This is a genomic window from Streptomyces syringium (assembly GCF_017876625.1).
In the GTDB taxonomy this organism is placed as follows: Bacteria; Actinomycetota; Actinomycetes; order Streptomycetales; family Streptomycetaceae; genus Streptomyces; species Streptomyces syringius.
The window spans coordinates 1,907,518-1,929,427 of the sequence record NZ_JAGIOH010000001.1; the positions used below are offsets into that span (position 1 = coordinate 1,907,518).

General features: G+C 71.5%; 23 protein-coding genes. 8 read left to right on the forward strand and 15 right to left on the reverse strand.

Features of this window, described 5'->3' with window-relative positions:
* Nucleotides 1–6: 6 nt before the first annotated feature.
* From JO379_RS08410 to JO379_RS08430, 6 genes are all read left to right on the forward strand, one after another.
* Nucleotides 7–660 (forward strand): class I SAM-dependent methyltransferase, encoded by a 654-nt coding sequence (locus tag JO379_RS08410; protein WP_209514480.1) that lies wholly within the window; start codon nt 7–9, stop codon nt 658–660.
* 29 nt (nt 661–689) lie between these two features.
* Complete coding sequence (locus JO379_RS08415; protein WP_130877181.1) at nt 690–1,019, forward strand: hypothetical protein; 330 nt, start codon at nt 690–692, stop codon at nt 1,017–1,019.
* Nucleotides 1,020–1,378: 359 nt separating this feature from the next.
* The gene (locus JO379_RS33655; protein ID WP_281066585.1) at nt 1,379–1,501 is read left to right on the forward strand and encodes a hypothetical protein; all 123 of its coding nucleotides are present in this window, start codon (nt 1,379–1,381) and stop codon (nt 1,499–1,501) included.
* A complete protein-coding gene (locus JO379_RS08420) occupies nt 1,498–2,772 on the forward strand; it encodes a sensor histidine kinase (protein WP_209514482.1) in 1,275 nt (424 codons plus the stop codon). The genes JO379_RS33655 and JO379_RS08420 overlap by 4 nt, the downstream gene beginning before the upstream one ends.
* Nucleotides 2,769–3,443: a response regulator transcription factor gene (locus JO379_RS08425; RefSeq protein ID WP_209514484.1), complete on the forward strand. Its 675-nt coding sequence runs from the start codon at nt 2,769–2,771 to the stop codon at nt 3,441–3,443. Before JO379_RS08420 ends, JO379_RS08425 begins: the two co-directional genes overlap by 4 nt.
* 86 nt (nt 3,444–3,529) lie before the next feature.
* On the forward strand, nt 3,530–4,732 hold the full coding sequence (locus tag JO379_RS08430; RefSeq protein ID WP_130877184.1) for a TerD family protein: 1,203 nt from the start codon (nt 3,530–3,532) through the stop codon (nt 4,730–4,732).
* A 71-nt stretch (nt 4,733–4,803) separates the two neighbouring features.
* Here the strand turns inward: JO379_RS08430 and JO379_RS08435 are convergent, their stop codons facing one another.
* The 4 genes from JO379_RS08435 to JO379_RS08450 form a co-directional block, all read right to left on the reverse strand.
* On the reverse strand, nt 4,804–5,316 hold the full coding sequence (locus JO379_RS08435) for a DUF6083 domain-containing protein (protein ID WP_209514486.1): 513 nt from the start codon (nt 5,314–5,316) through the stop codon (nt 4,804–4,806).
* Nucleotides 5,317–5,606: 290 nt separating this feature from the next.
* Nucleotides 5,607–6,650: an MsnO8 family LLM class oxidoreductase gene (locus JO379_RS08440; RefSeq protein WP_209514488.1), complete on the reverse strand. Its 1,044-nt coding sequence runs from the start codon at nt 6,648–6,650 to the stop codon at nt 5,607–5,609.
* Nucleotides 6,651–6,697: 47 nt separating this feature from the next.
* Nucleotides 6,698–8,158, reverse strand: coding sequence for an alkaline phosphatase PhoX (locus JO379_RS08445; RefSeq protein WP_130877187.1), 1,461 nt, complete (start codon nt 8,156–8,158; stop codon nt 6,698–6,700).
* A gap of 279 nt (nt 8,159–8,437) precedes the next feature.
* Nucleotides 8,438–9,937 carry a hypothetical protein gene (locus JO379_RS08450; RefSeq protein ID WP_209514490.1) on the reverse strand — a complete coding sequence of 500 codons (1,500 nt, stop codon included), beginning with the start codon at nt 9,935–9,937 and terminating at the stop codon, nt 8,438–8,440.
* A gap of 290 nt (nt 9,938–10,227) precedes the next feature.
* On the opposite strand from JO379_RS08450, the gene JO379_RS08455 reads away from it, so the two are divergent.
* Together JO379_RS08455 and dapA are read left to right on the forward strand one after the other, a co-directional pair.
* Nucleotides 10,228–12,057: a DUF8508 domain-containing protein gene (locus JO379_RS08455; RefSeq protein WP_130877189.1), complete on the forward strand. Its 1,830-nt coding sequence runs from the start codon at nt 10,228–10,230 to the stop codon at nt 12,055–12,057.
* Between the two features lie 112 nt (nt 12,058–12,169).
* Entirely contained in the window at nt 12,170–13,066 is an 897-nt protein-coding gene (gene dapA, locus JO379_RS08460) for a 4-hydroxy-tetrahydrodipicolinate synthase (RefSeq protein ID WP_209514491.1), read from the forward strand.
* A gap of 60 nt (nt 13,067–13,126) precedes the next feature.
* On the opposite strand, the gene dapD is transcribed toward dapA, so the two are convergent.
* The 11 genes from dapD to JO379_RS08515 form a co-directional block, all read right to left on the reverse strand.
* On the reverse strand, nt 13,127–14,116 hold the full coding sequence (gene dapD / locus JO379_RS08465; protein WP_130877191.1) for a 2,3,4,5-tetrahydropyridine-2,6-dicarboxylate N-succinyltransferase: 990 nt from the start codon (nt 14,114–14,116) through the stop codon (nt 13,127–13,129).
* 70 nt (nt 14,117–14,186) lie between these two features.
* Complete coding sequence (locus JO379_RS08470; protein WP_209514492.1) at nt 14,187–14,726, reverse strand: TetR/AcrR family transcriptional regulator; 540 nt, start codon at nt 14,724–14,726, stop codon at nt 14,187–14,189.
* Complete coding sequence (locus JO379_RS08475) at nt 14,726–15,049, reverse strand: DMT family transporter (protein ID WP_209514493.1); 324 nt, start codon at nt 15,047–15,049, stop codon at nt 14,726–14,728. The genes JO379_RS08470 and JO379_RS08475 overlap by 1 nt, the downstream gene beginning before the upstream one ends.
* A gap of 163 nt (nt 15,050–15,212) precedes the next feature.
* Complete coding sequence (locus tag JO379_RS08480; protein ID WP_130877194.1) at nt 15,213–15,551, reverse strand: metal-sulfur cluster assembly factor; 339 nt, start codon at nt 15,549–15,551, stop codon at nt 15,213–15,215.
* Nucleotides 15,548–16,012 (reverse strand): Fe-S cluster assembly sulfur transfer protein SufU, encoded by a 465-nt coding sequence (gene sufU, locus JO379_RS08485; RefSeq protein WP_130877195.1) that lies wholly within the window; start codon nt 16,010–16,012, stop codon nt 15,548–15,550. The genes JO379_RS08480 and sufU overlap by 4 nt, the downstream gene beginning before the upstream one ends.
* 26 nt (nt 16,013–16,038) lie before the next feature.
* Nucleotides 16,039–17,295 carry a cysteine desulfurase gene (locus JO379_RS08490; protein ID WP_130877196.1) on the reverse strand — a complete coding sequence of 419 codons (1,257 nt, stop codon included), beginning with the start codon at nt 17,293–17,295 and terminating at the stop codon, nt 16,039–16,041.
* Nucleotides 17,292–18,059, reverse strand: a complete 768-nt coding sequence (gene sufC / locus JO379_RS08495) for a Fe-S cluster assembly ATPase SufC (RefSeq protein WP_130877197.1) — start codon at nt 18,057–18,059, stop codon at nt 17,292–17,294. Before sufC ends, JO379_RS08490 begins: the two co-directional genes overlap by 4 nt.
* 7 nt (nt 18,060–18,066) lie before the next feature.
* A complete protein-coding gene (locus tag JO379_RS08500; protein ID WP_130877198.1) occupies nt 18,067–18,396 on the reverse strand; it encodes a non-heme iron oxygenase ferredoxin subunit in 330 nt (109 codons plus the stop codon).
* Nucleotides 18,393–19,574, reverse strand: a complete 1,182-nt coding sequence (gene sufD, locus JO379_RS08505; protein WP_130877199.1) for a Fe-S cluster assembly protein SufD — start codon at nt 19,572–19,574, stop codon at nt 18,393–18,395. The genes JO379_RS08500 and sufD overlap by 4 nt, the downstream gene beginning before the upstream one ends.
* Nucleotides 19,575–19,640: 66 nt before the next feature.
* A complete protein-coding gene (sufB, locus tag JO379_RS08510; protein WP_130877200.1) occupies nt 19,641–21,062 on the reverse strand; it encodes a Fe-S cluster assembly protein SufB in 1,422 nt (473 codons plus the stop codon).
* On the reverse strand, nt 21,059–21,844 hold the full coding sequence (locus JO379_RS08515; RefSeq protein WP_130877201.1) for a helix-turn-helix transcriptional regulator: 786 nt from the start codon (nt 21,842–21,844) through the stop codon (nt 21,059–21,061). Before JO379_RS08515 ends, sufB begins: the two co-directional genes overlap by 4 nt.
* Between the last annotated feature and the right edge of the window lie 66 nt (nt 21,845–21,910).

A 21,910-nucleotide genomic window follows, 5' to 3' on the forward strand; every position in this document is an offset into this window, starting at 1 on the left:
GCGGGTATGACGCTCTCCCATGATTCAGGCGAGTACTGGGAAACCACCGGGGCCGCGCGCACCTTTACCCACCCGCTCGACCCGGAGCTGCTCTCCCGGTATTTCTCCGCCGACGACCGCATCCTGGACTACGGCTGTGGCTACGGGCGGCTGTTGGCGCAGCTGGCCGAGCGGGGGTATCGCGATGTGCGGGGTGCGGAGCCCTCGGCGGCGCTGGTCGACCGGGGGCGCAAGGAGCATCCGGAGCTGCGCATCACGCACTTCGAGGAGCCGCCGCTGCCGTTCGCGGACGGGGCGTTCGACGCGGCGCTGCTGTTCGCCGTGCTGACGTCCATCCCCGACGCGGAGGACCGGGAGCGGGCCGTCGCGGAGGTCGGGCGGCTCGTGCGCCCCGGCGGGGTGCTGTACATCAGCGACGTGCCGCTCCAGACCGACGAGCGCAGCGTGGGCCGGTACCGCGCGCAGGAACGGGAGACCGGGGCGTACGGCATCTTCCGGATCGACGACGGCGGGGTGTTCGTGCACCAGTCGCCGGAGAGCTTCCACGCGCTGCTCGGCCGGCACGGCTTCACCGTCGAGACCGAGGAGCGGCGCCGGACGCCGACCCTGGACGGCCACACGGACCTGAGCCTGCAGCTGATCGCCCGCCGTACGCCCTAGACGCGGGCGGCGCGTCCTACGATCGGCGCATGGCCAAACGCGCTCACTCGCTGTCCCTGTGGTCCCAGGACTCCGTGCTGTCGATCGGCTCGCGGGGCTCGGTGCTCTCCATCGGCTCGGTCGGGTCCGTCCTGTCCGTCGGCTCGGTCGGCAGCGCCCTGTCGTTCGGCTCGATCGGCTCCGCCCTTTCGGTGATCTCGGTCGGATCCTGGCTGAGCACCGGCTCGTTGCTGTCCGCGCAGTCGCGGTGGTCGGTGCTGTCCGCGCGGTCCCACGGGGGATTCCTGGCTGCCGGGGTGGTGACGACCGTCGCCTGTGCGGCCCTGGCGCACAGGGCGGGCAGGGGTGCGAAGGACTGATGCGCCGCCCCTGAGGAGGAGCCGGCGCTCCGACTCGCGTAGGGCGCGGGGAGAGACGGCCGGGGCGTGAGCAGGAGAAGGCTCTCCGTCTTCCGGCCGAGAACGGCCGGAACAGTCTGCCGATCAGGCCGACGTGCGAAGGCGCGCGCCGCGGAATTCTGGTCGTATGTCCCACTCGGCAGAGCACACGGTACGACCGGTACGGAACCACGACCTGAGGCGCGGCGGACGCCGTGACGACCACGCCACCCGCCGCTCCTGAACCCGGCGCGGACGAGAGCCGTTTCCGCCAAATGGCGGAGGCGGATCGTCATGCCGGGCGAGGCGGCAGGTGGCCGTGCCGCACCATCCTTGACCCCATGAGCCACGCGATGGGCCCCTGGACACCGGCGGCGGGCGGCATCCCGTCGGCACCCGTCACCTACCCTGTACGGATGATCATCGGACTGCCGGCGCTCGCCGCCGACGGCCGTGCCGCATGACGGCCGCCCTCCGGCGCCTCGCGGGCGCGACACTGGGCCGCCGCGCCTGGCTGCGCTGGGTGCATCTGCTCCTCGGCGGCGCGCTGTTGATGCCGTACTTCCTGCTGGCCAACGTGGTGCTGTCGGTGCTCTACTCCGGCAACGACACCTTCCTGCTGGTCGACGCCTCCTGGCAGTTCATCACCCTGGCGGTGGCCCTCGTGCCGGCCGCCGTGACCGCCCTGTTCCCGCTCGTGCGGCCGCTGGAGTCCGCCGCCGCGCGGGCGCTGTGCGCCACACGGGGCGCCGAACTGGCCACGCGTCCCAGCGATTCATGGGCCGCGCGCGGGCGGACGGCCGGGTGGTACACCCTGCACCTGGCGGCCGGCGGCGTCGTCAGCGGCATGTCGCTGTCCGCGCCCCCCGCGGCCCTGGTGCTGATCGCGCTGCCCCTGTGGGGGTCCTCTCCCCGCGTCGAGCAGATGGTCTGGACCCAGTACTTCGACGGCGCCGGGCTGCTGCTGGCCCCGCTGGCCGGCTTCGCGCTGCTCGCGCTCGTCATCGGCACGTCCTGGGCGGCGGGGGCGCTGCTGGCCCGCTGGGCGCCGGTGCTGCTCGGGCCGACGGCGGCGGACCGGCTCGCCGCCGCCGAGCGGCACGCCCTGCGGCTGGCCGAACGCAACCGGCTGGCGCGCGAGCTGCACGACTCGGTCGGGCACGCCCTGAGCGCGGTGACGCTGCAGGCGAGCGCCGCGCGCCGGGTCCTCGACGCCGACCCGGAGTTCGCCCGGCAGGCGCTGGCCGCGATCGAGGAGACCACGCGCGCGGCCGTCGGCGAACTCGACACCGTGCTCGGGCTGCTGCGCGAGGACGGACCCGCCTCCGCGGCGCCCGCGCCGACCCTCGCCGATCTCGACGCCCTGCTGGCCCGTACCCGCGCGGCGGGCTGCGAGGTCACCCTCACCGCGTCCACCGCGCTGGAGAAGGTGCCACCGGTCGTCTCCCGCGAGGCGTACCGCATCGTGCAGGAAGGGCTGGGCAACGCCCTGCGCCACGCGGGGCAGGTCCCCGTGCGGCTGCGGATCGCCGTACACGACGACGACCTGGAGGTCGCCTTGGAGAACCCCGTGTCCCCGGAGTCCGGCAGCACCCGGGGCCGCCCCGGCGGCGGCCGCGGACTGACCGGCATAGCCGAGCGCGCCCGGCTGCTGCGCGGCGCCAGCACCTCGGGCGCGGCCGACGGCACCTGGCGGCTGGCCGTGCGGCTGCCGCTGGGAGGTGGCGTCCGATGAGCACCCCCGCCCGCCCGCTGCGCGTCGTCATCGCCGACGACGAACGGATGGTGCGTACCGCCCTGCGCGCGATCCTGGGCGCCGAGCCGGACCTGGAGGTCGTCGGCGAGGCCGAGACCGGCGCGGAGGCGGTGTCGGTCATCCGGGAACTGCGCCCCGACGTCGTGCTGATGGACGTCCGGATGCCGCAGATCGACGGCATCCGCGCCACCGAGCAGGTGCTGGCCACGATGGCCGAGCCGCCGCGCGTCATCGTCGTCACCACCTTCGAGAACGACAGCTACGTCTACGACGCGCTGCGCGCGGGAGCCAGCGGTTTCCTCCTCAAGCGCTCGGACGCGGACGAGCTCGTCTCGGCCGTCCGGCTGGTGGCCCGCAGCGACTCGCTGCTCTTCCCCGCCGCCGTGCGCGCCCTGGCCGCCGAGTACGCTGGGGCCAGGACCGCACGGGACGCGGCCGCGGCGCTCCGCGCGCGGCTGTCGGAGCGCGAGGCAGAGGTGCTGCGCCTGATGACGACGGGCCTGTCGAACGCGGAGATCGCCGACCGGCTCGCGGTGGGACCGGCGACCGTGAAGACGCATGTCGCGGGGGTCCTCGCCAAACTGGGCGTACGCGACCGCACACAGGCGGTCATCGCCGCCTACGAGTGCGGCTTCGTCACCCCCCGCTGAGGGCGGACGGCCGTCCGGCCGGGCTCCGCGGACGGGCGCTCGACGGGTAATGGAACCGCAAAGCCCGGTCACTCGTTACCCGGGACATGACCGCTATGACACCCGGCTCGAACATCCCTCTCTCCGTCGCGCGCGTGACGGTGGACGTCACCGCCCCCGTGCGGCTCGACGTGTCGGGCCTGCTGCTCACCGCCGACGGCAAGGTGCGCTCCGACGACGACTTCGTCTTCTACAACCAGCCCAATGGACCGGGCGTGACCCACCGCGCGGCGGCGGGCGGCACGGGCGACTCGATCACCGTGGACACCACGGCCGTCCCCGCCGACATCGACAAGATCGTGGTGACCGCCAGCCTGGACGCCCCGGGCGCGACCTTCGCGGGCACCGAGCCCACCGCGACGGTGCGCGGCGCGGACGACGGCAGCGTCATCGCGACCTTCACCCCGCCCCGGCTCGGTCCCGAGACGGCTCTGGTGACCGTCGAGGTGTACCGGCGGGCGGGCGCCTGGAAGGTGCGCGCGGTCGGCCAGGGCTACGCCAACGGCCTGGCCGGCATCGCCACCGACTTCGGCGTGAGCGTGGAGGAGCCCGCACCCGTGGCCGCCCCGGCGCCTCCGGTCCAGGCCCCGGCCGCGCCCGTCGCCCCGCCGGTGCAGGCCCCGCCGGTGGCCCCGCCGGCACCGGCCGCGCCCCCGGCCCCCGCGGCCCCGGGGAAGATCAATCTCGACAAGGGCCGGGTCAGCCTCCAGAAGAACCAGACGGTCTCCCTCGTCAAGGGCGGCCGCCCGCTCACCCAGTCCGTCAAGATGGGCCTCGGCTGGGAGCCCGCCTACGGCAGCAAGGCCATCGACCTCGACGCCTCCGTGATCGCCTACGGCCCCAGCCGCAACATGATCGACGCCTGCTACTTCGGCAAGCTCCAGATCCTGAACGGCGCGATCCAGCACTCCGGTGACAACCTCACCGGCGAGGGCTCGGGTGACGACGAGGTCATCACCGTCCACATGGGCGGTCTGCCCGCCGAGGTGTCCGGCCTGGTCTTCACGGTCAGCTCCTTCAGCGGGCAGAAGTTCACGCAGGTCGCCAAGGCCTACTGCCGGCTGATGGACGCCCAGACCGGCGAGGAGCTCGTGCGCTTCGACCTCACCGGCGCCGAGCCGAAGACGGGCGTGCTGATGTGCAAGTTCATCCGCCAGTTCTCCGGTGAGTGGGAGATGACGGCCATCGGCGAGTACGTGAAGTCCCGCACGGTCCGCGACCTGGTCAAGCCCGGGGCCGGAGCGCTGTAGGGCGCTGCGGGCGGAAGGGGCCGGACCGCGGTCGGCTCACGCCGCCGGCGATCCGGGGCCCTTCCGTCATCTCAGCCCGTTCCGGTGGCCGGTGGGCCGTCGTGCGGAAAGACGCGGGCGACGACGGCCCGGTTGAGGTCGCGGAGCACGACCAGTGCTCTCGGGGTGTCGTCGGGGAGTCGGGCACCGCACGGGCAGACGAGCCGGTGCGGAATCCGGCAGACGGCTCCTCGGGGAAGCGCGGCATCCCCGACATTGACGGCCCGGCCGTCCGCTCGGACGATCCAACGGTGGCCGACGGGGACGGAGTAGGCAGGCGGCGCGTACCGGGGTTCGAGCAGGACCCAGCGCCCGTATCCGGATTCGTAGCGGTCTTGGTCGAGCTCGCAGTCCCGACAGGTGGAGGGCGAGGGGGGCGGGGTTGCCGTGGCCCCTTCGTCCAATGCCTGCTTGTTGTCGATGGTGTTCTGGACGCCGGTCCAGCACGCTTCGCAGAGCGGGCCGAAGGGCAGACCGCGTTCGGTGACCGAGCCCCCGGCGGTTTCGCAGCCGAGGCATACGTGTGGTTCGAAGGTGTCCCCCATCTTTCGCAGCATGCTGGCGCCGGCCGAAGCCGACCAGGGGGATTGTCGGTCGTTCGCACTGGTGGTACGGGTACGGGTGGTTTCGCCGGTACCGCGGGGGTTGTCAGCCGACCCACTGATGTACAGCGGCGGTGGCCGGAGATGGTGATCCGCCGTGGGTGGTACAAGTTCCCGGCGTGGGGTACCACCCGGCCTTCCTCCGGCTCGCCCGGCATGCGCGGCTGTCCCCCGTCCCCACACTCCCTCGGTGAAGCTCAGCCGCAGGCGGTGCCGATTCCTTGGATAGAGCCCTACGCGACCCGGCCGAGCCCGCTGTCCACACGTTCCGGTCCGCCGGCGGCAAGCCCCGCCAGCCCCGCCAGCCGCCCGTACGAGTCCAGCAGCGCCTCCCGGTCGTAGGAGCTGGTGGTGATCAGCAGCTCGTCCGCGCCGCTGCGTGCGATCAGCGTCTCCAGCGCGGCGGCGACCTCGTCCTCCGTGCCGAAGACGTGGCCGCGCAGGCCCGCCTCGTAGAAGCCGCGCTCCCGCTCGCTCGCCCCCGCGAGCAGCGTTTCGATCTCCTCGGCGGGGGCCAGGGGCGGGAAGACGCCGTGCGTGCGGGAGTGGGCCAGGGCCCAGGCCTCCGGGATCAGCAGGCGGCGGGCGGCCTCCGTGGTCCCGGCGACGGCGACGTTGCCCGCGAGCACGACGTAGGGGTGGCGGCGCCAGGCCGAGGGGCGGAAGGCCGTGCGGTAGCGGTCGATGGCGGACCGTGTCCGGTCCTCGGCCTGGAGGCCGCCGATGACCAGGGCCGCCCCCGCCGATGCGGCGACGTCGGCGCCCGAGTCGCCCGCGAGGACGAAGGCGGGGACGCGCAGGCCCTCGGCGGGGCGGGCGTGGACCCCGGGGTGGGGCCGCGGGCCGTCCGTGAAGTAGGCCGCGAGCTCCGCGAGCTGGTCGCCGAAGTCCGCCATCGCCTCCTTGTCGGTGCCCAGCGCCCGGCGGATGCCGTCGGTGAAGCCGACGGACCGGCCGAGGCCCATGTCGATGCGGCCGGGGAAGAGCGACTCCAGCACCCCGAACTGCTCGGCGACCACCAGCGTCCGGTGGTTGGGCAGCATCACCCCGCCCGTGCCGACGCGGATGCGGGAGGTGGCGGCCGCGACCGCCGCCGCCAGCACCGTGGGCGCCGAGCCCGCCACGCCGGGCACGCTGTGGTGCTCCGACACCCAGAAGCGGTGGTAGCCGAGCTCCTCGGCGCGCCGCGCGAACCGCACGGTGTCGCGCAGCGCCTCGCCCGGGTCGTGCCCCTGCCGGGTGCGGGAGCGGTCGAGGACGGAGAGCTTGAGGGTCACCTCCCTTTCAACAGCGGTGACCGCTCAGGATTCCCCGGGCCGGCCGGTCAGCCGCGTGTGCCCTGGCGGCGCCACGGGCCGGTGATGGCGAGCATGATGCCGGGGTCCTGGAGGTTGGCGAAGAGCGTGCGGCCGTCGGGCGAGAAGGTCACCCCGGTGAACTCGCTGTACTCCGGCTTGTCCGCGCTGCCAATGTTGAGCTCGTTGCGCGCGATCGGGTACGTGCGGCCGTCGTCGGTGGCGCCGAAGAGATGCTGGACGCCGTTGCCGTCCTCGGCGATGACCAGGCCGCCGTAGGGCGAGACGGTGATGTTGTCGGGGCCGTCGAGGGCGCCGTCGCGCTCGGGGCTCGCGTTGACGCCGAAGCGGACCTTCAGGGTCAGGGTGCGGCGGCGGGGGTTGTAGAACCACACCTGGCCGTCGTGCGGGGCGGGGCTCTCCTCGCGGGCGAAGGAGGCCACGACGTACACGCCGCCGTCGCCCCACCACATGCCCTCGAGCTTGCGGGCGCGGGTGACCTCGCCGTCCTTGAACTGCTTGCGCACCGAGACGCTCTTCGCGTCGCGGTCGGGCACCTCCACCCAGTCCACGCCGTAGACCGTGCCGGTCTCGGTGGCCCGGGAGAGGTCGTCGACGAAACGGCCGCCGGAGTCGAAGCACTTGAACGCCTCCAGGCTGCCCGCCTCGTCGGCGAGGGTGCGCAGCCGGCCGCGCCCGTGCTGGAAGCCCTGCGGCGGGGTCCAGCGGAAGAAGAGCCCGTTGGGGCCGGAGGCGTCCTCGGTCAGATAGAGGTGACCGCGCTTGGGGTCGACGACGACCGCTTCGTGGGCGTAGCGGCCGAGCGCCTTGATGGGCCTCGGGTCGCGGCCCGCGCGCCGGTCCTTCGGGTCGACCTCGAAGACATAGCCGTGGTCCTTGGTCATGCCGTTCTTGCCGGCCTTGTCCTCGGTCTCCTCGCAGGTGAGCCAGGTGCCCCAAGGGGTGCTGCCGCCCGCGCAGTTCGTGGACGTACCGGCGATGCCGACCCACTCGGCCACGTGGCCCCCGCGCCCCGCGACCTCGACGACCGTGCAGCCGCCCGCCGCGGCGGGGTCGTAGACGAGCCCCGGCGCGAGCGGCACCGGGTGCGGCCACTTGGTGCGGGCGCCGCCCAGCTCGTGGTTGTTGACCAGCAGGATGCTGCCGCGTGAGCCGGCGAAGGCGGCCGTGCCGTCGTGGTTGGACGGCGTGGGCTCGCCGGACTCCAGCTTGGTGACGCCCGTACGGGTGATGACCCGGTAGGAGAATCCGGCGGGCAGCGCGAGGAGCCCCTTCGGGTCGGCCACGAGCGGGCCGTATCCGAGCTTGCGGCGGCCGAGCTCGGCCGCGTCGTCCGCCCCGGTCTCCCCCGCGGCGTCCGCGGCCAGCGCGCCGGGCGCGGTGGCGAGGACCCCGGCGCTGCCGACGAGGGCGACCCCCGCGCCGGTGTAGGCGGATCGCTTGGCGAAGTCTCTGCGGCTGATGGTCATCTTCGTCTCCAGGGATGGCCGGGTCGTCGCTCTGTGCCCCTGGGGGGAAAGCTCGCACGAGGTGCGCCCCGGGGGCGGCGCTTACGTTCCCTCTCCCCACCGAACAGGAGATGAACACGAGCCGTCATCCATGGACCAATCCGATGCCGTACGGACAAGGCCGTACGGCATCGGTCATTCCGCCTCACTCACTCCCCCTCAGGAGTGAGCGCACGCGCAGGACTTCGAACGATCCGCCGTCCGGGCTCCGAAGAGACCGGGCGGCGTACGCGCGAGCGCTCAGCCGCGCGAGCGCGCCTTGAAGGCCGCCTTGCGGGCCTCCTTGGCCACCTTCTTGTCCGGGTGCAGCCGGCCCATGGCCTCCAGCACGTCCGCCGTGGCGGGGTGGTCCACCCGCCAGGCCGAGTCGAAGAAGCCGCTGTGCCGGCCGACCAGGCTCTCCACCAGGCCGCGCAGCTCCTCCGAGTCGCCCTCGGCCGCGAGCTGGGCCGCGATCGTGTCCACGGTCAGCCAGAACACCATCGTCTCGCCCGGCTCGGGGATGTCCGTGGCGCCGTGCTCGGCCAGCCAGACCCGGGCGAGGCCGCCCAGCTGCGGGTCGTCGAGGACCTCGCGCAGCGCGGGCTCGGCCTCCGCGCCGACCAGCGAGAGGGTCTGCTGGCAGGCCAGCCGGCGCTGCGGGGCGTCCAGGTCGTCGCCGCGCGCGGCGGCGAGCAGCTCACGGGCGGCGTCCTGCGGGGCCCGGCGGGCGAGCCAGGCCTCGGCCTCGGCGCGGGCGGCCTCCCCGGGGTGGCCGGGGAGCGCCGCGAGGAGCGTGCCCGCGTCCTTGTCGGCGAGGTCGCCGACGGCCGGGGCGTCGATGCCGGCGTCGAGCATCCGGGCCCGGACGGCGAAGACGCCGAGCGGGGTGAGGGCGACCATGCCGTAGCGAGTGACGTCCTCCTCCTCGGGGACGTCGGAGGTCACGCCGTCGACGGACTCACGGATGTGCCCCTCGCCGTCGATCTCCTCGATGAGGGCCTCGTCGACGGGCTGGTACTCCACCAGGCCGGTCGGCGCGAGCAGCCGGAACTGGTCGTCCAGCCGCATCATCGCGTCGGAGACCTCTTCGAGGATGTCGTCGGTGGGCTCGTCCATGTCGTCCGGGACGATCATGGAGGCGGCGAGCGCCGGCAGCGGTACGGGCCGGTCGGGCCCGCCCTCGCCCAGCGCGGTCAGCAGGTAGAGGTTGCCGAGGACGCCGTCGAGGAAGTCGGCCTCCTCCTCGGGGTTCCAGTCGAGGGCGTCGAGGTCGAGCTCGCCGTCCGGTCCGGTCTCGGCGAGCTGGTCGACCAGATCGCCCAGGTCCGGGGCGGCCGCGTCGGCCAGCACGGTCTCCAGGCCGCCGAGCCAGAGGTCGAGGACGTCCTGGGGGCTGCCGGAGGTGAGCGTGGCCAGTTCCTCGCCCGCGCTCGCGGTGGCGGACGGCTGGTCCGCGTCCGCGTCGTCGTCGGTGTCCGGGTCCTCGGTGAAGTCCACGAGCCCGGTGTCCAGCGCGAGCTGCCATGCCTCGGCGGCGTAGGCGGTGCCGTCCTCCTCGCCCTCCAGGCCGAGCAGCTTCGTGGCGGTGAGCAGCTGTTCGGCGAGCAGTTCGCCGCCCGCGCCGACCGGGGTGCCCTCGCCGGCCCAGCGGGCGAGCTTCGCGGCGCGGGCGAACAGCGGCGCGGAGAGCGCGTCACGCGCGAGTTCGGCGTCGGTGTGCAGCCGCACCGGCGGCATGGTCGGGCGGTCTCCGGACATCAGGGGGGTCATCTCCTCGTCGTGACGGCCGCGCCGGATCGGGTCGGCCGGGCGCGGTGCCCAAGCCTAGACGGGTTTCGCACCATGCCGACCGGTTCACGGATCCGCCGGCCGACGGTTACCTACGGAAACCTTGACAACTGGCCTGATCACGCAAGACTTTGACGCGCGTAGATCTTGATTCTCGCGTCACAGCCCGCTCGGGCGCCCCGATTCACCGTTGCGTTTCGCACATTCGGCACCCGCACCACCCTCTTTTTCACCCCTCACACCACGACCCGGAGGCCACCGTGCCCACTGCTCGTCCCCTGCGCAGAACCGCGACCGTCGGTTCCGTCATAGCCGCCGCGCTCGCCGCCGGGCTGCTCGCCGTCCCGCAGTCGGCGAGCGCCGCCGAGATCCGCATCCACGACATCCAGGGCAGCACCCGCGTCTCCCCGCTCGCCGGCCAGCAGGTCACGGACGTCCCCGGCGTCGTGACGGCCGTACGGGCCTTCGGTTCCGCGCGCGGCTTCTGGTTCCAGGACCCCAAGGCCGACAGCGACCCGGCGACCAGCGAGGCGATCTTCGTCTTCACCGGCAAGGACACCCCGGCGCTCGCCGTCGGCGACGCGGTGACGGTCTCCGGCGCGGTCACCGAGTACTACCCGGGCGGGGAGTCGGCGGGCCTGCAGTCGGTCACCCAGCTCTCCAAGGCGTCGTGGACCGTGCACTCCTCGGGCAACGCGCTGCCCGCCGCGTTCGCGCTGCGCCCCTCCACCGTGCCGGACCGGTACGCCCCGAGCGCGGGCGGCGGCTCCATCGAGGGCCTGCGGCTGAAGCCGAACGCTTACGCCCTGGACCGCTACGAGTCGCTGGAGGGCATGCGGGTCTCGGTCAAGGACGCGCCCGTGGTGGCCGCGACCAACGAGCACAAGGAACTGTGGATCACCGCCGAGACCCATCGCGACCGCACCGCGCGCGGCGGCTCGCTCTACAGCTCCTACCGTGCCCCGGGCGTCGGCCGGGTCAAGGTGGCCTCGCTGATCCCGTACACGCAGCGCCCGTTCCCGGTCGCGAACGTCGGTGACTCGCTGACCGGCACCACGGCCGGTCCGCTGGACTACAACAACTTCGGCGGCTACACCCTCCAGGCGACCGAGCTGGGGACGCTCGCCGACCGGGGGCTCACCCGCGAGACGACGCGCAAGCAGAAGAGCGACGAGCTGGCCGTCGCCACGTACAACGTGGAGAACCTCTCCCCCAGGACCCCGCAGGCGAAGTTCGACCGGCTGGCGGCTGCGCTGGTGCACAACCTCGCCTCGCCCGACATCGTCGCCCTCGAAGAGGTCCAGGACGACGACGGCACGACCGACAAGGGCGTCGTGGACGCCGGGCAGACGCTGAAGAAGCTCACGGACGCCATCGCGGCGGCCGGTGGGCCCGCGTACCGGTGGCAGCAGATCAACCCGGTCAACGGCCAGGACGGCGGCCAGCCGGGCGGCAACATCCGTACCGCCTTCCTCTACAACCCCGCGCGGGTCTCCTTCACCGAGATCCCCGGCGGGGACGCCACCACCCCGGTGACGGTCACCCGTGAGGGCGGCAAGGCGAAGCTCTCGGCCTCGCCCGGCCGCATCGACCCGGCCAACGAGGCCTGGAAGAACAGCCGCAAGCCGCTGGTCGGCGAGTTCTCCTTCCGCGGCCACCCGGTCTTCGTCGTCGCCAACCACTTCAACTCCAAGGGCGGCGACCAGGGACTCGACAGCCGCTTCCAGCCCCCGGCCCGCACCTCCGAGGTGCAGCGCATCGAGCAGTCGAAGGCCGTCAACACCTTCGTCAAGCAGCTCCTCGCGGCCGACAAGCGGGCGAACGTGATCGTCGCGGGCGACCTCAACGACTACCAGTTCTCCCCCGCCGTCAAGGCCCTCACCTCCGGCGGCGCCCTCACCGACCTCGTCGACCGGCTGCCGCGCAAGGAGCGCTACGGCTATGTCTTCCAGGGCAGCTCCCAGGTGCTGGACCACATCCTGACCAGCCGCCACGTACGCTCCGTCGACTACGACATCGTGCACATCAACGCGGAGTTCGCGGACCAGGCGAGCGACCACGACCCGCAGGTCCTGCGCTGGAAGCCGTGACACCACTCAGTAGAAATACTCAACGGTAACCAGCAGGACAATTAAATAGACCTGTACGGACGAAGGGGCTGACAATCCGGCGGAGAACACCGACCGCTTGGAGAGTGCCACGATGCCCACCAGCCCTTTCGGCCGTACCGTCTGCGCGATGGTCACCCCCTTCGACGCCGACGGGCGCCTCGATCTCGACGGGGCGCAGGAGCTCGCCGACCACCTCGTCACGCGCGGCGGCTGCGACGGGCTCGTGCTGAACGGCACGACGGGCGAGTCGCCGACGACCGGCGCCGCGGAGAAGACCGCGCTCGTCACCGCGGTGGCCGAGGCCGTGGGCGACCGGGCGCGGATCACGGCGGGTGTGGGGTCCGCCGACACCCGGCAGACCGTCGAACTGGCCCGCGCGGCCGAGGCGGCAGGGGCGCACGGGGTGCTGGTGGTGACGCCGTACTACAGCCGGCCGCCGCAGGAGGACGTCGCGGAGCACTTCCGTATGGTGGCGGACGCGGTCGGGGTGCCGGTGATGGTCTACGACATCCCGGCCCGCACGGGGACCCGCATCGAGCCCGACACCATGCTGCGACTGGCGGAGCACCCGCGCGTCGCGGGGGTCAAGGACTGCGCGAACGACCTGCTGGGCAGCGCGAAGGTCATCGCGGCGACCGGCCTCGCCTACTACGCCGGTTCTGAGGAGCTGAACCTTCCGCTGCGCGCGGTCGGTGGCACGGGCTACGTCAGCACGGTCGCCAATGTCGCGGGGCCCGTGCTGGCCGCTGCCCTGGACGCCTTCGACCTCGGGCACACCGCCGAGGCGACGGCGCTGCACCAGCGGGCGCTGCCGCTGATCGAGCTGATGATGGCCGCCGGCCTGCCGGGCACGGTCACGGCCAAGGCGCTGCTGGGCGCGCTGGGCCTGCCGGGCGGGCCGATGCGGATGCCCTTGCGGGCGGCGTCCCCGGACCGGACGAAGGCCCTGCTGAAGGCCTACGAAAGCACGATCGCCGGACAGGCCTGATCACCAAGCCCGTCCGGCGATTGAGGACCGGGGTCCGGGGCGGAGCCCCGGTTCGGAACCTCAGTTGTGCGCGTGCAGGACCTCGTTGAGACCGCCCCACGTGCCCTTGTGCGGACGGGCCTCCACCGCACCGGAGGTGGAGTTGCGGCGGAAGAGGATGTTGCTGGCGCCGGAGAGCTCCAGCGCCTTGACGACCTCGCCGTCCGGCAGCGTGACGCGGGTGCCCGCGGTGACGTAGAGGCCCGCCTCGACGACGCACTCGTCGCCGAGCGCGATGCCGATGCCGGACTCTGCACCGAGCAGGCAGCGCTCGCCGATGGAGATGATCTGCTTGCCGCCGCCGGAGAGGGTGCCCATCGTGGACGCGCCGCCGCCGATGTCGGAGCCGTTGCCCACCACGACGCCCGCGCTGATGCGGCCCTCGACCATGGAGGTGCCGAGCGTGCCGGCGTTGAAGTTGACGAAGCCCTCGTGCATCACGGTGGTGCCGGGCGCGAGGTGCGCGCCGAGGCGGACCCGGTCGGCGTCGGCGATCCGCACGCCGACGGGGGCGACGTAGTCGGTCATGCGCGGGAACTTGTCGATGCTGGTCACCTGGAGGTGCAGGCCCTCGGCCCGGGCGTTCAGGCGCACGGCCTCGACCCGGTCCACGGCGACGGGGCCGAGCGAGGTCCAGGCGACATTGGCGAGGAGGCCGAAGAGGCCGTCCAGGTTCTGGCCGTGCGGCTGGACCAGGCGGTGGGAGAGCAGGTGCAGCCGCAGGTAGGCGTCGTGCGCGTCGAGCGGCTTGTCGTCGAGCGAGGCGATGACCGTACGGACGGCGACCACCTCGACGCCGCGGCGCGCATCCGGGCCGAGCGCCTTGGGGGCGCTCGCACCCAGCAGCTCGGCGGCGCGCTCGGCGCTCAGCCGCTCGGTCCCGGCCGGGCCGGGGTCGGCGACCAGCTCGGGGGCCGGGAACCAGGTGTCGAGGACGGTCCCGTCCTCGGTGATCGTGGCAAGGCCGGCGGCGACGGCGCCGGTGTTACGGGAAGCTACTGCGTCGGTCATGGTCGAAAACCTAACCGGACACGGCCGGTCCACGCGAACCGGTCCGCCGTTCCCGCCGGCGGCGGGCCCGTCAGCCGGTCATCGCGCGCAGCGCCGCCAGGACCTCGGCGCGGTCGAACGGCCGCCCGGTGATCAGGATCTGGATCATCAGACCGTCGAGGAACGCGACGAGGGCCTGTGCGGTCCCCTCGTCGGCCGTGCGCCGGCGGATCAGGGCGACCATCTCCTCCACGCACTCGGCGGCGATCGGCCGCACGGCCGGGCGGCGCAGCGCGGCGAGGTACAGCTCGTACTCCAGTTCCAGGCGCGCGCGGTCGCCCGCGAGCCACTCGCCGATCTGCCCGGCCAGCCCCTCGGCCAGGGAGACGTCCGCCGCCAGGCCCCGCTCCCACTCCGCCATGCCGTCCAGCCAGGCCCTCGCCGTCCGGCGCAGCGCGGCGACCAGCAGGTCGTCGAGGGTCTTGAAGTGGTACGTGGTCGAGCCGAGCGGCACATCGGCTGCGGCGGCGACGGCCCGGTGGCTCAGGGCCGCGATGCCGCGCTCGGCGGCCACCGTGATCGCGGCGTCGACGATGCGGTCACGGCGCTCGGGGTCGTAGCGGCGGGCCATCAGTGGGACGCCCCGCCGAGGTTGAGCACGACGACACCGGCGATGACCAGCAGCACTCCCCCTATACGTGCGGCGGTGACCGCCTCGCCCAGGAAGAGCATGCCGATGGCGGCGACGACCGCGGTGCCGGCTCCCGCCCAGATGGCGTAGGCCGTGCCCATGTCCATGGCCTTGAGCGTCCGGGAGAGCAGCGCGAACGCGACGAGATAGCCCACCACCGTGCCGAGGGAGGGCCACAGCTTGCTGAAGCCGTCGCTGAACTTCATGGCGGTGGTGGCCAGGATCTCGGCGAGGATCGCTCCGGCGAGGGTCACGTACATCATGCGTACGAGTGTACATATCGTTGTGTACGACCGTACGCAACGGCGCCGTCCCGGATCGGTCCCGCCACACAGCAGCAGCCCGCCACCTGACGCATCAGGTGGCGGGCTGCTGGAGAACGGCGATCGGAGCCCTGGCCGGCCACAGCCGGCGGTCAGGCGTCGATCAGACGTTGAAGCCGAGCGCGCGGAGCTGCTCCCGGCCGTCGTCGGTGATCTTGTCCGGGCCCCACGGCGGCATCCAGACCCAGTTGATCCGGAGCTCGTTGACGATGCCCTCGGTCGCCGACTTCGCCTGGTCCTCGATGACGTCGGTCAGCGGGCAGGCCGCGGACGTCAGCGTCATGTCGAGGGTGGCGATGTTGGCGTCATCGACGTGGATGCCGTAGATGAGGCCGAGGTTGACGACGTCGATGCCCAGCTCGGGGTCGACCACGTCGTACAGCGCCTCGCGCACCTCCTCCTCGGAGGCAGGCTTCGTCGTCGTCTCTACGTTGTCGGTCATGCCGTCTTCCCTTCAGCGCCTTCGTTCAGTGCCTGCGCCGTGGCGTCTTTCCACGCCATCCAGCTCAGCAAAGCGCACTTCACGCGCGCCGGGTACTTGGAGACACCGGCGAACGCGACCGCGTCCTCCAGCACCTCCTCCATCGCGTCGTCCGGTTCGAGCTTGCCCTTGGACTGCATCAGCTCCAGGAAGGTCTCCTGGATCCGACGCGCCTCGGCGAGCTCCTTGCCCACCAGCAGCTCGTTGAGCACGGAGGCGCTGGCCTGGCTGATCGAGCAGCCCTGCCCCTCGTACGAGACGTCTTCAATGGTCTCGCCGGAGAGCCGCACGCGCAGCGTGATCTCGTCGCCGCACGTCGGGTTGACGTGGTGCACCTCGGCGTCGCCGTCCCGCAAGCCCCGCCCGTGCGGATGCTTGTAGTGGTCCAGGATGACGTCCTGGTACATCGAATCAAGCTTCACGAATCAGCCCTCAGCCACAGAGTCCATTAACCGAAAAAGTTCCGGACGTGCTCCAGGCCCTCGATCAGTGCGTCGACCTCACCGGGGGTGGAGTACAGGTAGAAAGACGCTCGCGTGGTCGCGGGAATTCCGTACCGCAGGCAGACGGGCCGCGCGCAGTGGTGGCCCACCCGGACCGCGATGCCCTGCTCGTCGAGGACCTGGCCCACGTCGTGCGGGTGGATGTCACCGAGCGTGAAGGAGATCGCCGCGCCGCGGTCCTCGGCCGTGGTGGGGCCGATGATGCGGAGGTCGGGGACCTCCTGGAGCCTGCGGACCGCGTACTCGGTGATCGCGTGCTCATGGCGGGCGATGTTGTCCATGCCGATCGCGGTCAGGTAGTCCACCGCGGCGCCGAGGCCGACGGCCTGGGCGATCGGGGGCGTACCCGCCTCGAACTTGTGCGGCGCGGGGGCGTACGTGGAGGAGTGCATCGAGACGGTCTCGATCATCTCGCCGCCACCGAGGAACGGCGGGAGGTCCTCCAGCAGCTCCTGGCGGCCCCACAGCACACCGATGCCCGTCGGGCCGCACATCTTGTGACCGGTGAAGGCCACGAAGTCGGCCTGCAGCGCCTGGACGTCCAGCACCATGTGCGGGGCGGCCTGGGAGGCGTCGACGACGACGAGCGCGCCGACCTCCTGGGCGCGACGGATGATCGCCTCGACCGGGTTGATCGTGCCCATGATGTTCGAGACCAGCACGAACGAGACGACCTTGGTCTTCTCGGTGATGATCTCGTCGATGTTGGACAGGTCGAGCCGGCCGTCGTCGGTGAGGCCGAACCACTTCAGCTTCGCGCCCGTGCGCTGCGCGAGCAGCTGCCACGGCACGATGTTGGAGTGGTGCTCCATCTCCGTGATGACGACCTCGGTGTCGTGGTCCACGCGGTAGGGCTCGTCGGCCCAGCCCAGCATGTTGGCCACGAGGTTGAGCGACTCGGAGGCGTTCTTGGTGAAGATCACCTCGTCGCGGCTCGGCGCGTTGATGAAGGCGGCGACCTTGTCGCGGGCGCCCTCGTACAGCTCCGTGGCCTCCTCGGCGATCGTGTAGACCCCGCGGTGGACGTTGGCGTTGTGCCGCTCGTAGTACGTGTTCAGGGCGTCGAGCACCTGCCGCGGCTTCTGCGAGGTCGCCGCGGAGTCCAGGTACACGATCTTCTTCCCGTCGTGGACCGTACGGTCCAGAATGGGGAAGTCCTTACGGATCGCCTCGGTGTCGAGAAGGCCCGGCAGTATTGTCACGCGGTTACGCCGCCCTTCGTCTGGTACGCCTCGTAGCCCTCGTTCTCCAGCTTGTCGGCGAGCTCGGCGCCGCCGGACTCGACGATGCGGCCGTTCGAGAAGACGTGGACGAAGTCGGGCTTGATGTAGCGCAGGATGCGGGTGTAGTGCGTGATCAGCAGGGTGCCCACCTCACCGGTCTCGCGGACGCGGTTGACGCCCTCGGAGACCTGGCGCAGCGCGTCGACGTCCAGGCCGGAGTCGGTCTCGTCGAGGATCGCGATCTTCGGCTTGAGCAGCTCGAGCTGGAGGATCTCGTGGCGCTTCTTCTCACCACCGGAGAAGCCCTCGTTGACGTTGCGCTCGGCGAAGGACGGGTCCATCTGGAGCTGCTCCATGGCGGACTTGACCTCCTTCACCCAGGTGCGCAGCTTGGGGGCCTCGCCGCGGATCGCGGTGGCGGAGGTGCGCAGGAAGTTGGAGACCGAGACACCGGGGACCTCGACCGGGTACTGCATGGCGAGGAAGACGCCGGCGCGGGCGCGCTCGTCGACGCTCATCTCCAGGACGTCCTCACCGTCGAGGGTGACGGTGCCGCCGGTGATCGTGTACTTGGGGTGACCGGCCAGCGAGTAGGCGAGGGTCGACTTGCCGGAGCCGTTGGGGCCCATGATGGCGTGGGTCTCGCCCTGCTTCACAGTCAGGTCGACGCCCTTGAGGATGTCCCGGGGGCCGTTCTCGGCCTCGACGGAGACGTGCAGGTCGTGGATCTCAAGCGTTGCCATGGGGAACTCAGGACTCCTGGGTGACGGAGACGAGCACGTCGTCCCCTTGGATCTTTACGGGGTATACGGGGACGGGGCGCGTGGCGGGCAGTCCGGACGGCTCACCGGTGCGCAGGTCGAAGCTCGAGCCGTGCAGCCAGCACTCGATGGCGCAGTCCTCCACCTCGCCCTCCGACAGCGAGACGTTCGCGTGCGAGCAGATGTCGTTGATCGCGAACACCTCGCCCTCGGTGCGCACGATGGAGACCGGCGTGCCGTCGAGCTCGACCCGCTTGGGCGTGTCCGGCTCCAGCTCGCTCAGCCCACAGGCTCGCACGAAGGTGGCTTCGGTGGTCATGCGACGGACGCCCCCAGCTCGGCCTCGATCTTGGTGAGCAGGCGCTCCTCGACGTCCGCGACGCCGATCTGCTGGACCAGCTCGGCGAAGAAGCCGCGGACGACCAGGCGGCGCGCCTCGTCGGCCGGGATACCGCGGGCCATCAGGTAGAACAGCTGCTCGTCGTCGAAGCGGCCGGTCGCCGAGGCGTGGCCGGCGCCGACGATCTCGCCGGTCTCGATCTCCAGGTTGGGGACCGAGTCGACGCGGGCCCCGTCGGTGAGGACGAGGTTGCGGTTGAGCTCGTAGGTGTCCGTGCCCTCGGCGGCGGCGCGGATGAGCACGTCACCGATCCAGACCGCGTGCGCGTCCTTGCCCTGCAGCGCGCCCTTGTAGGCGACGTTGCTGCGGCAGTGCGGGGTGTCGTGGTCGACGAAGAGCCGGTGCTCCTGGTGCTGGCCCGCGTCAGTGAAGTACAGGCCGTACAGCTCGGCCTCGCCGCCGGGGGCGGCGTAGACGACCCGGGGGTGCAGCCGGACCAGGTCGCCGCCGAAGGTGACGATCACGGACTTGAAGGAGGCGTCGCGGCCGACCAGCGCGGTGTGCTGGGCGACGTGCACCGCGGAGTCGTCCCAGTCCTGCACGGAGACGACGGTCAGCTTGGCGCCGTCACCGATCAGGTACTCGACGTTGGCGGCGAGGGTGGCGTCACCAGTGTGGTCGATGATGACGACGGCCTCGGCGAAGGCGCCGATCTCGACGACCTGGTGGCCGAAGGCCACGCCGCCCTCACCGTGCACGGTGATGCGGACGGGCTCGGCGAGGACCGTCTCCTTGGGCACCGAGACGACCGAGGCCTTCTCGAAGGAGCTGTACGCCTGGGCGACGACCCGGTCGACCGGCTTGCCGGACTTGCCGACGCGGACGTCGTCCCGGCCGACGGTCTCCACGGTGACGCCCTCGGGGGCCGTCACCTCGACCTTGACGCCGCCGCCGTCGGCCACCGCCGTGCCGTCGTGCAGACCGCGCAGGCGCTCCAGCGGGGTGAACCGCCATTCCTCCTCGCGGCCGTGCGGCACGGGGAAGTCCGCCACGTCGTACGAGGCGGGGGCGCTGACCCGGGCGTCGATGGGCTGCTTCGGCCCGCCCACCTGGATGGCGCCGTCGGTCGTGCTGCCGGCGGGAGTGTTCTCAGCCATGGCTGTCGTCGTGCTCTCTTCCTGTCACAAAGGGTTCGCTGCTGGAGTGGTGGTGCGGTGCCGGCGTCAGCCGACCGCGCCTTCCATCTGCAGCTCGATCAGCCGGTTGAGCTCCAGGGCGTACTCCATGGGCAGCTCGCGGGCGATCGGCTCGACGAAGCCGCGCACGATCATGGCCATGGCCTCGAACTCGGTCAGACCGCGGCTCATCAGGTAGAACAGCTGGTCGTCGCTGACCTTGGAGACGGTCGCCTCGTGTCCCATGGAGACGTCGTCCTCGCGGACGTCGACGTAGGGGTAGGTGTCCGAGCGGGAGATGGTGTCCACCAGCAGGGCGTCACAGAGCACGTTCGACTTGGAGCCGTGGGCGCCCTCACCGATCTCGATGAGGCCGCGGTAGGAGGTGCGGCCACCGCCTCGCGCCACCGACTTGGAGACGATGTTGGAGGAGGTGTTCGGCGCCATGTGGACCATCTTGGCGCCGGCGTCCTGGTGCTGGCCCTCGCCGGAGAAGGCGATGGACAGGGTCTCGCCCTTGGCGTGCTCGCCCATCAGGTAGACGGCGGGGTACTTCATCGTCACCTTGGAGCCGATGTTGCCGTCGACCCACTCCATGGTCGCGCCCTCGTAGGCCACGGCGCGCTTGGTGACCAGGTTGTAGACGTTGTTCGACCAGTTCTGGATGGTCGTGTAGCGGCAGCGGCCGCCCTTCTTGACGATGATCTCCACGACAGCGCTGTGCAGCGAGTCGGAGGAGTAGATCGGGGCGGTGCAGCCCTCGACGTAGTGCACATAGGCGTTCTCGTCGACGATGATCAGCGTCCGCTCGAACTGGCCCATGTTCTCCGTGTTGATACGGAAGTAGGCCTGGAGCGGGATGTCGACGTGGACGCCCGGCGGGACGTAGATGAAGGAGCCACCGGACCACACGGCGGTGTTCAGCGAGGCGAACTTGTTGTCACCGACGGGGATGACCGTGCCGAAGTACTCCTGGAAGATCTCCGGGTGCTCCTTGAGCGCGGTGTCGGTGTCCAGGAAGAGGACGCCCTGCTCCTCCAGGTCCTCGCGGATCTGGTGGTAGACGACCTCCGACTCGTACTGGGCGGCGACACCGGCGACGAGGCGCTGCTTCTCGGCCTCCGGGATGCCCAGCTTGTCGTAGGTGTTCTTGATGTCCTCGGGCAGTTCCTCCCAGGAAGCGGCCTGCTTCTCGGTGGAGCGCACGAAGTACTTGATGTTGTCGAAGTCGATGCCGGTGAGGTCCGAGCCCCAGGTCGGCATGGGCTTCTTGTCGAAGAGCCGCAGGCCCTTGAGGCGGAGCTTCAACATCCACTCCGGCTCGGACTTCTTGGCCGAGATGTCGCGGACGACCTCCTCGGAGAGGCCGCGCTTGGCCGCGGCGCCGGCCGCGTCGGAGTCGGCCCAGCCGTATTCGTACGTGCCCAGACCCTCGAGCTCAGGGTGAGCAGTCTCCGTGGGGAGTGTCATGCGGGGTTCCTCCCGGCCGTGCTGGTGGATGCTGTGGTGGTCTTGGGGATGAACGTCGTGCACACACCGTCGCCGTGGGCGATGGTGGCCAGACGCTGCACATGAGTCCCGAGCAGGCGGGAGAAGACCTCGGTCTCCGCCTCGCACAGCTGGGGGAACTGCTCGGCGACATGGGCGACCGGGCAGTGGTGCTGGCAAAGCTGTTCGCCGACCGGTGCGCTACGCGCTGTAGCAGCGTACCCGTCGGCGGTCAATGCCCTGGCGAGGGCCTCCGTCCGCTCCTCGGGGGCGACGGCCTCGAGGGCGGCCCGGTATCCCTCGGCCTGGGCGGTCATCCGGGCGCGGGCGAAGGCCGCCACGGCGGCCTCGCCCATCTCACCGCCGCCGGCTGCCTGCGCGATCCAGCGCAGAGCGTCTCCGGCGAGCTTGTCGTAGGCCTGGTCGAAGGCGTCCCGGCCGCAGTCGGTGAGGGCGAACATCTTCGCGGGGCGTCCGCGCGTCCGCGCGCCGTAGACGCGCTTCTCCCGGGGCTCCACGACGCCCTCGGCGAGGAGGGTGTCGAGGTGGCGGCGTACGGCCGCCTGGGTGAGCTCCAGCCGCTGGGCCAGCTCGGCCGCGGTGGACGGACCGTGATCGAGGATGGACCGGGCGACGCGATTGCGGGTGCCCCGCTGGTCGTCGTGCGCGCGCTGGTCGTCCCGCGCGGGCGTGTGCGCAGGGGCCTGGGCCCCTGCGGCCGCCTCGGCCGCGGGGTCCTGGGGAACCTCGCCCGCGTATTTCACAACACCATTGTTGCGTAATTACCGGAGAGGGGACAAGCCTCACCCTCTCCGCGCGGCGGTGGTTTT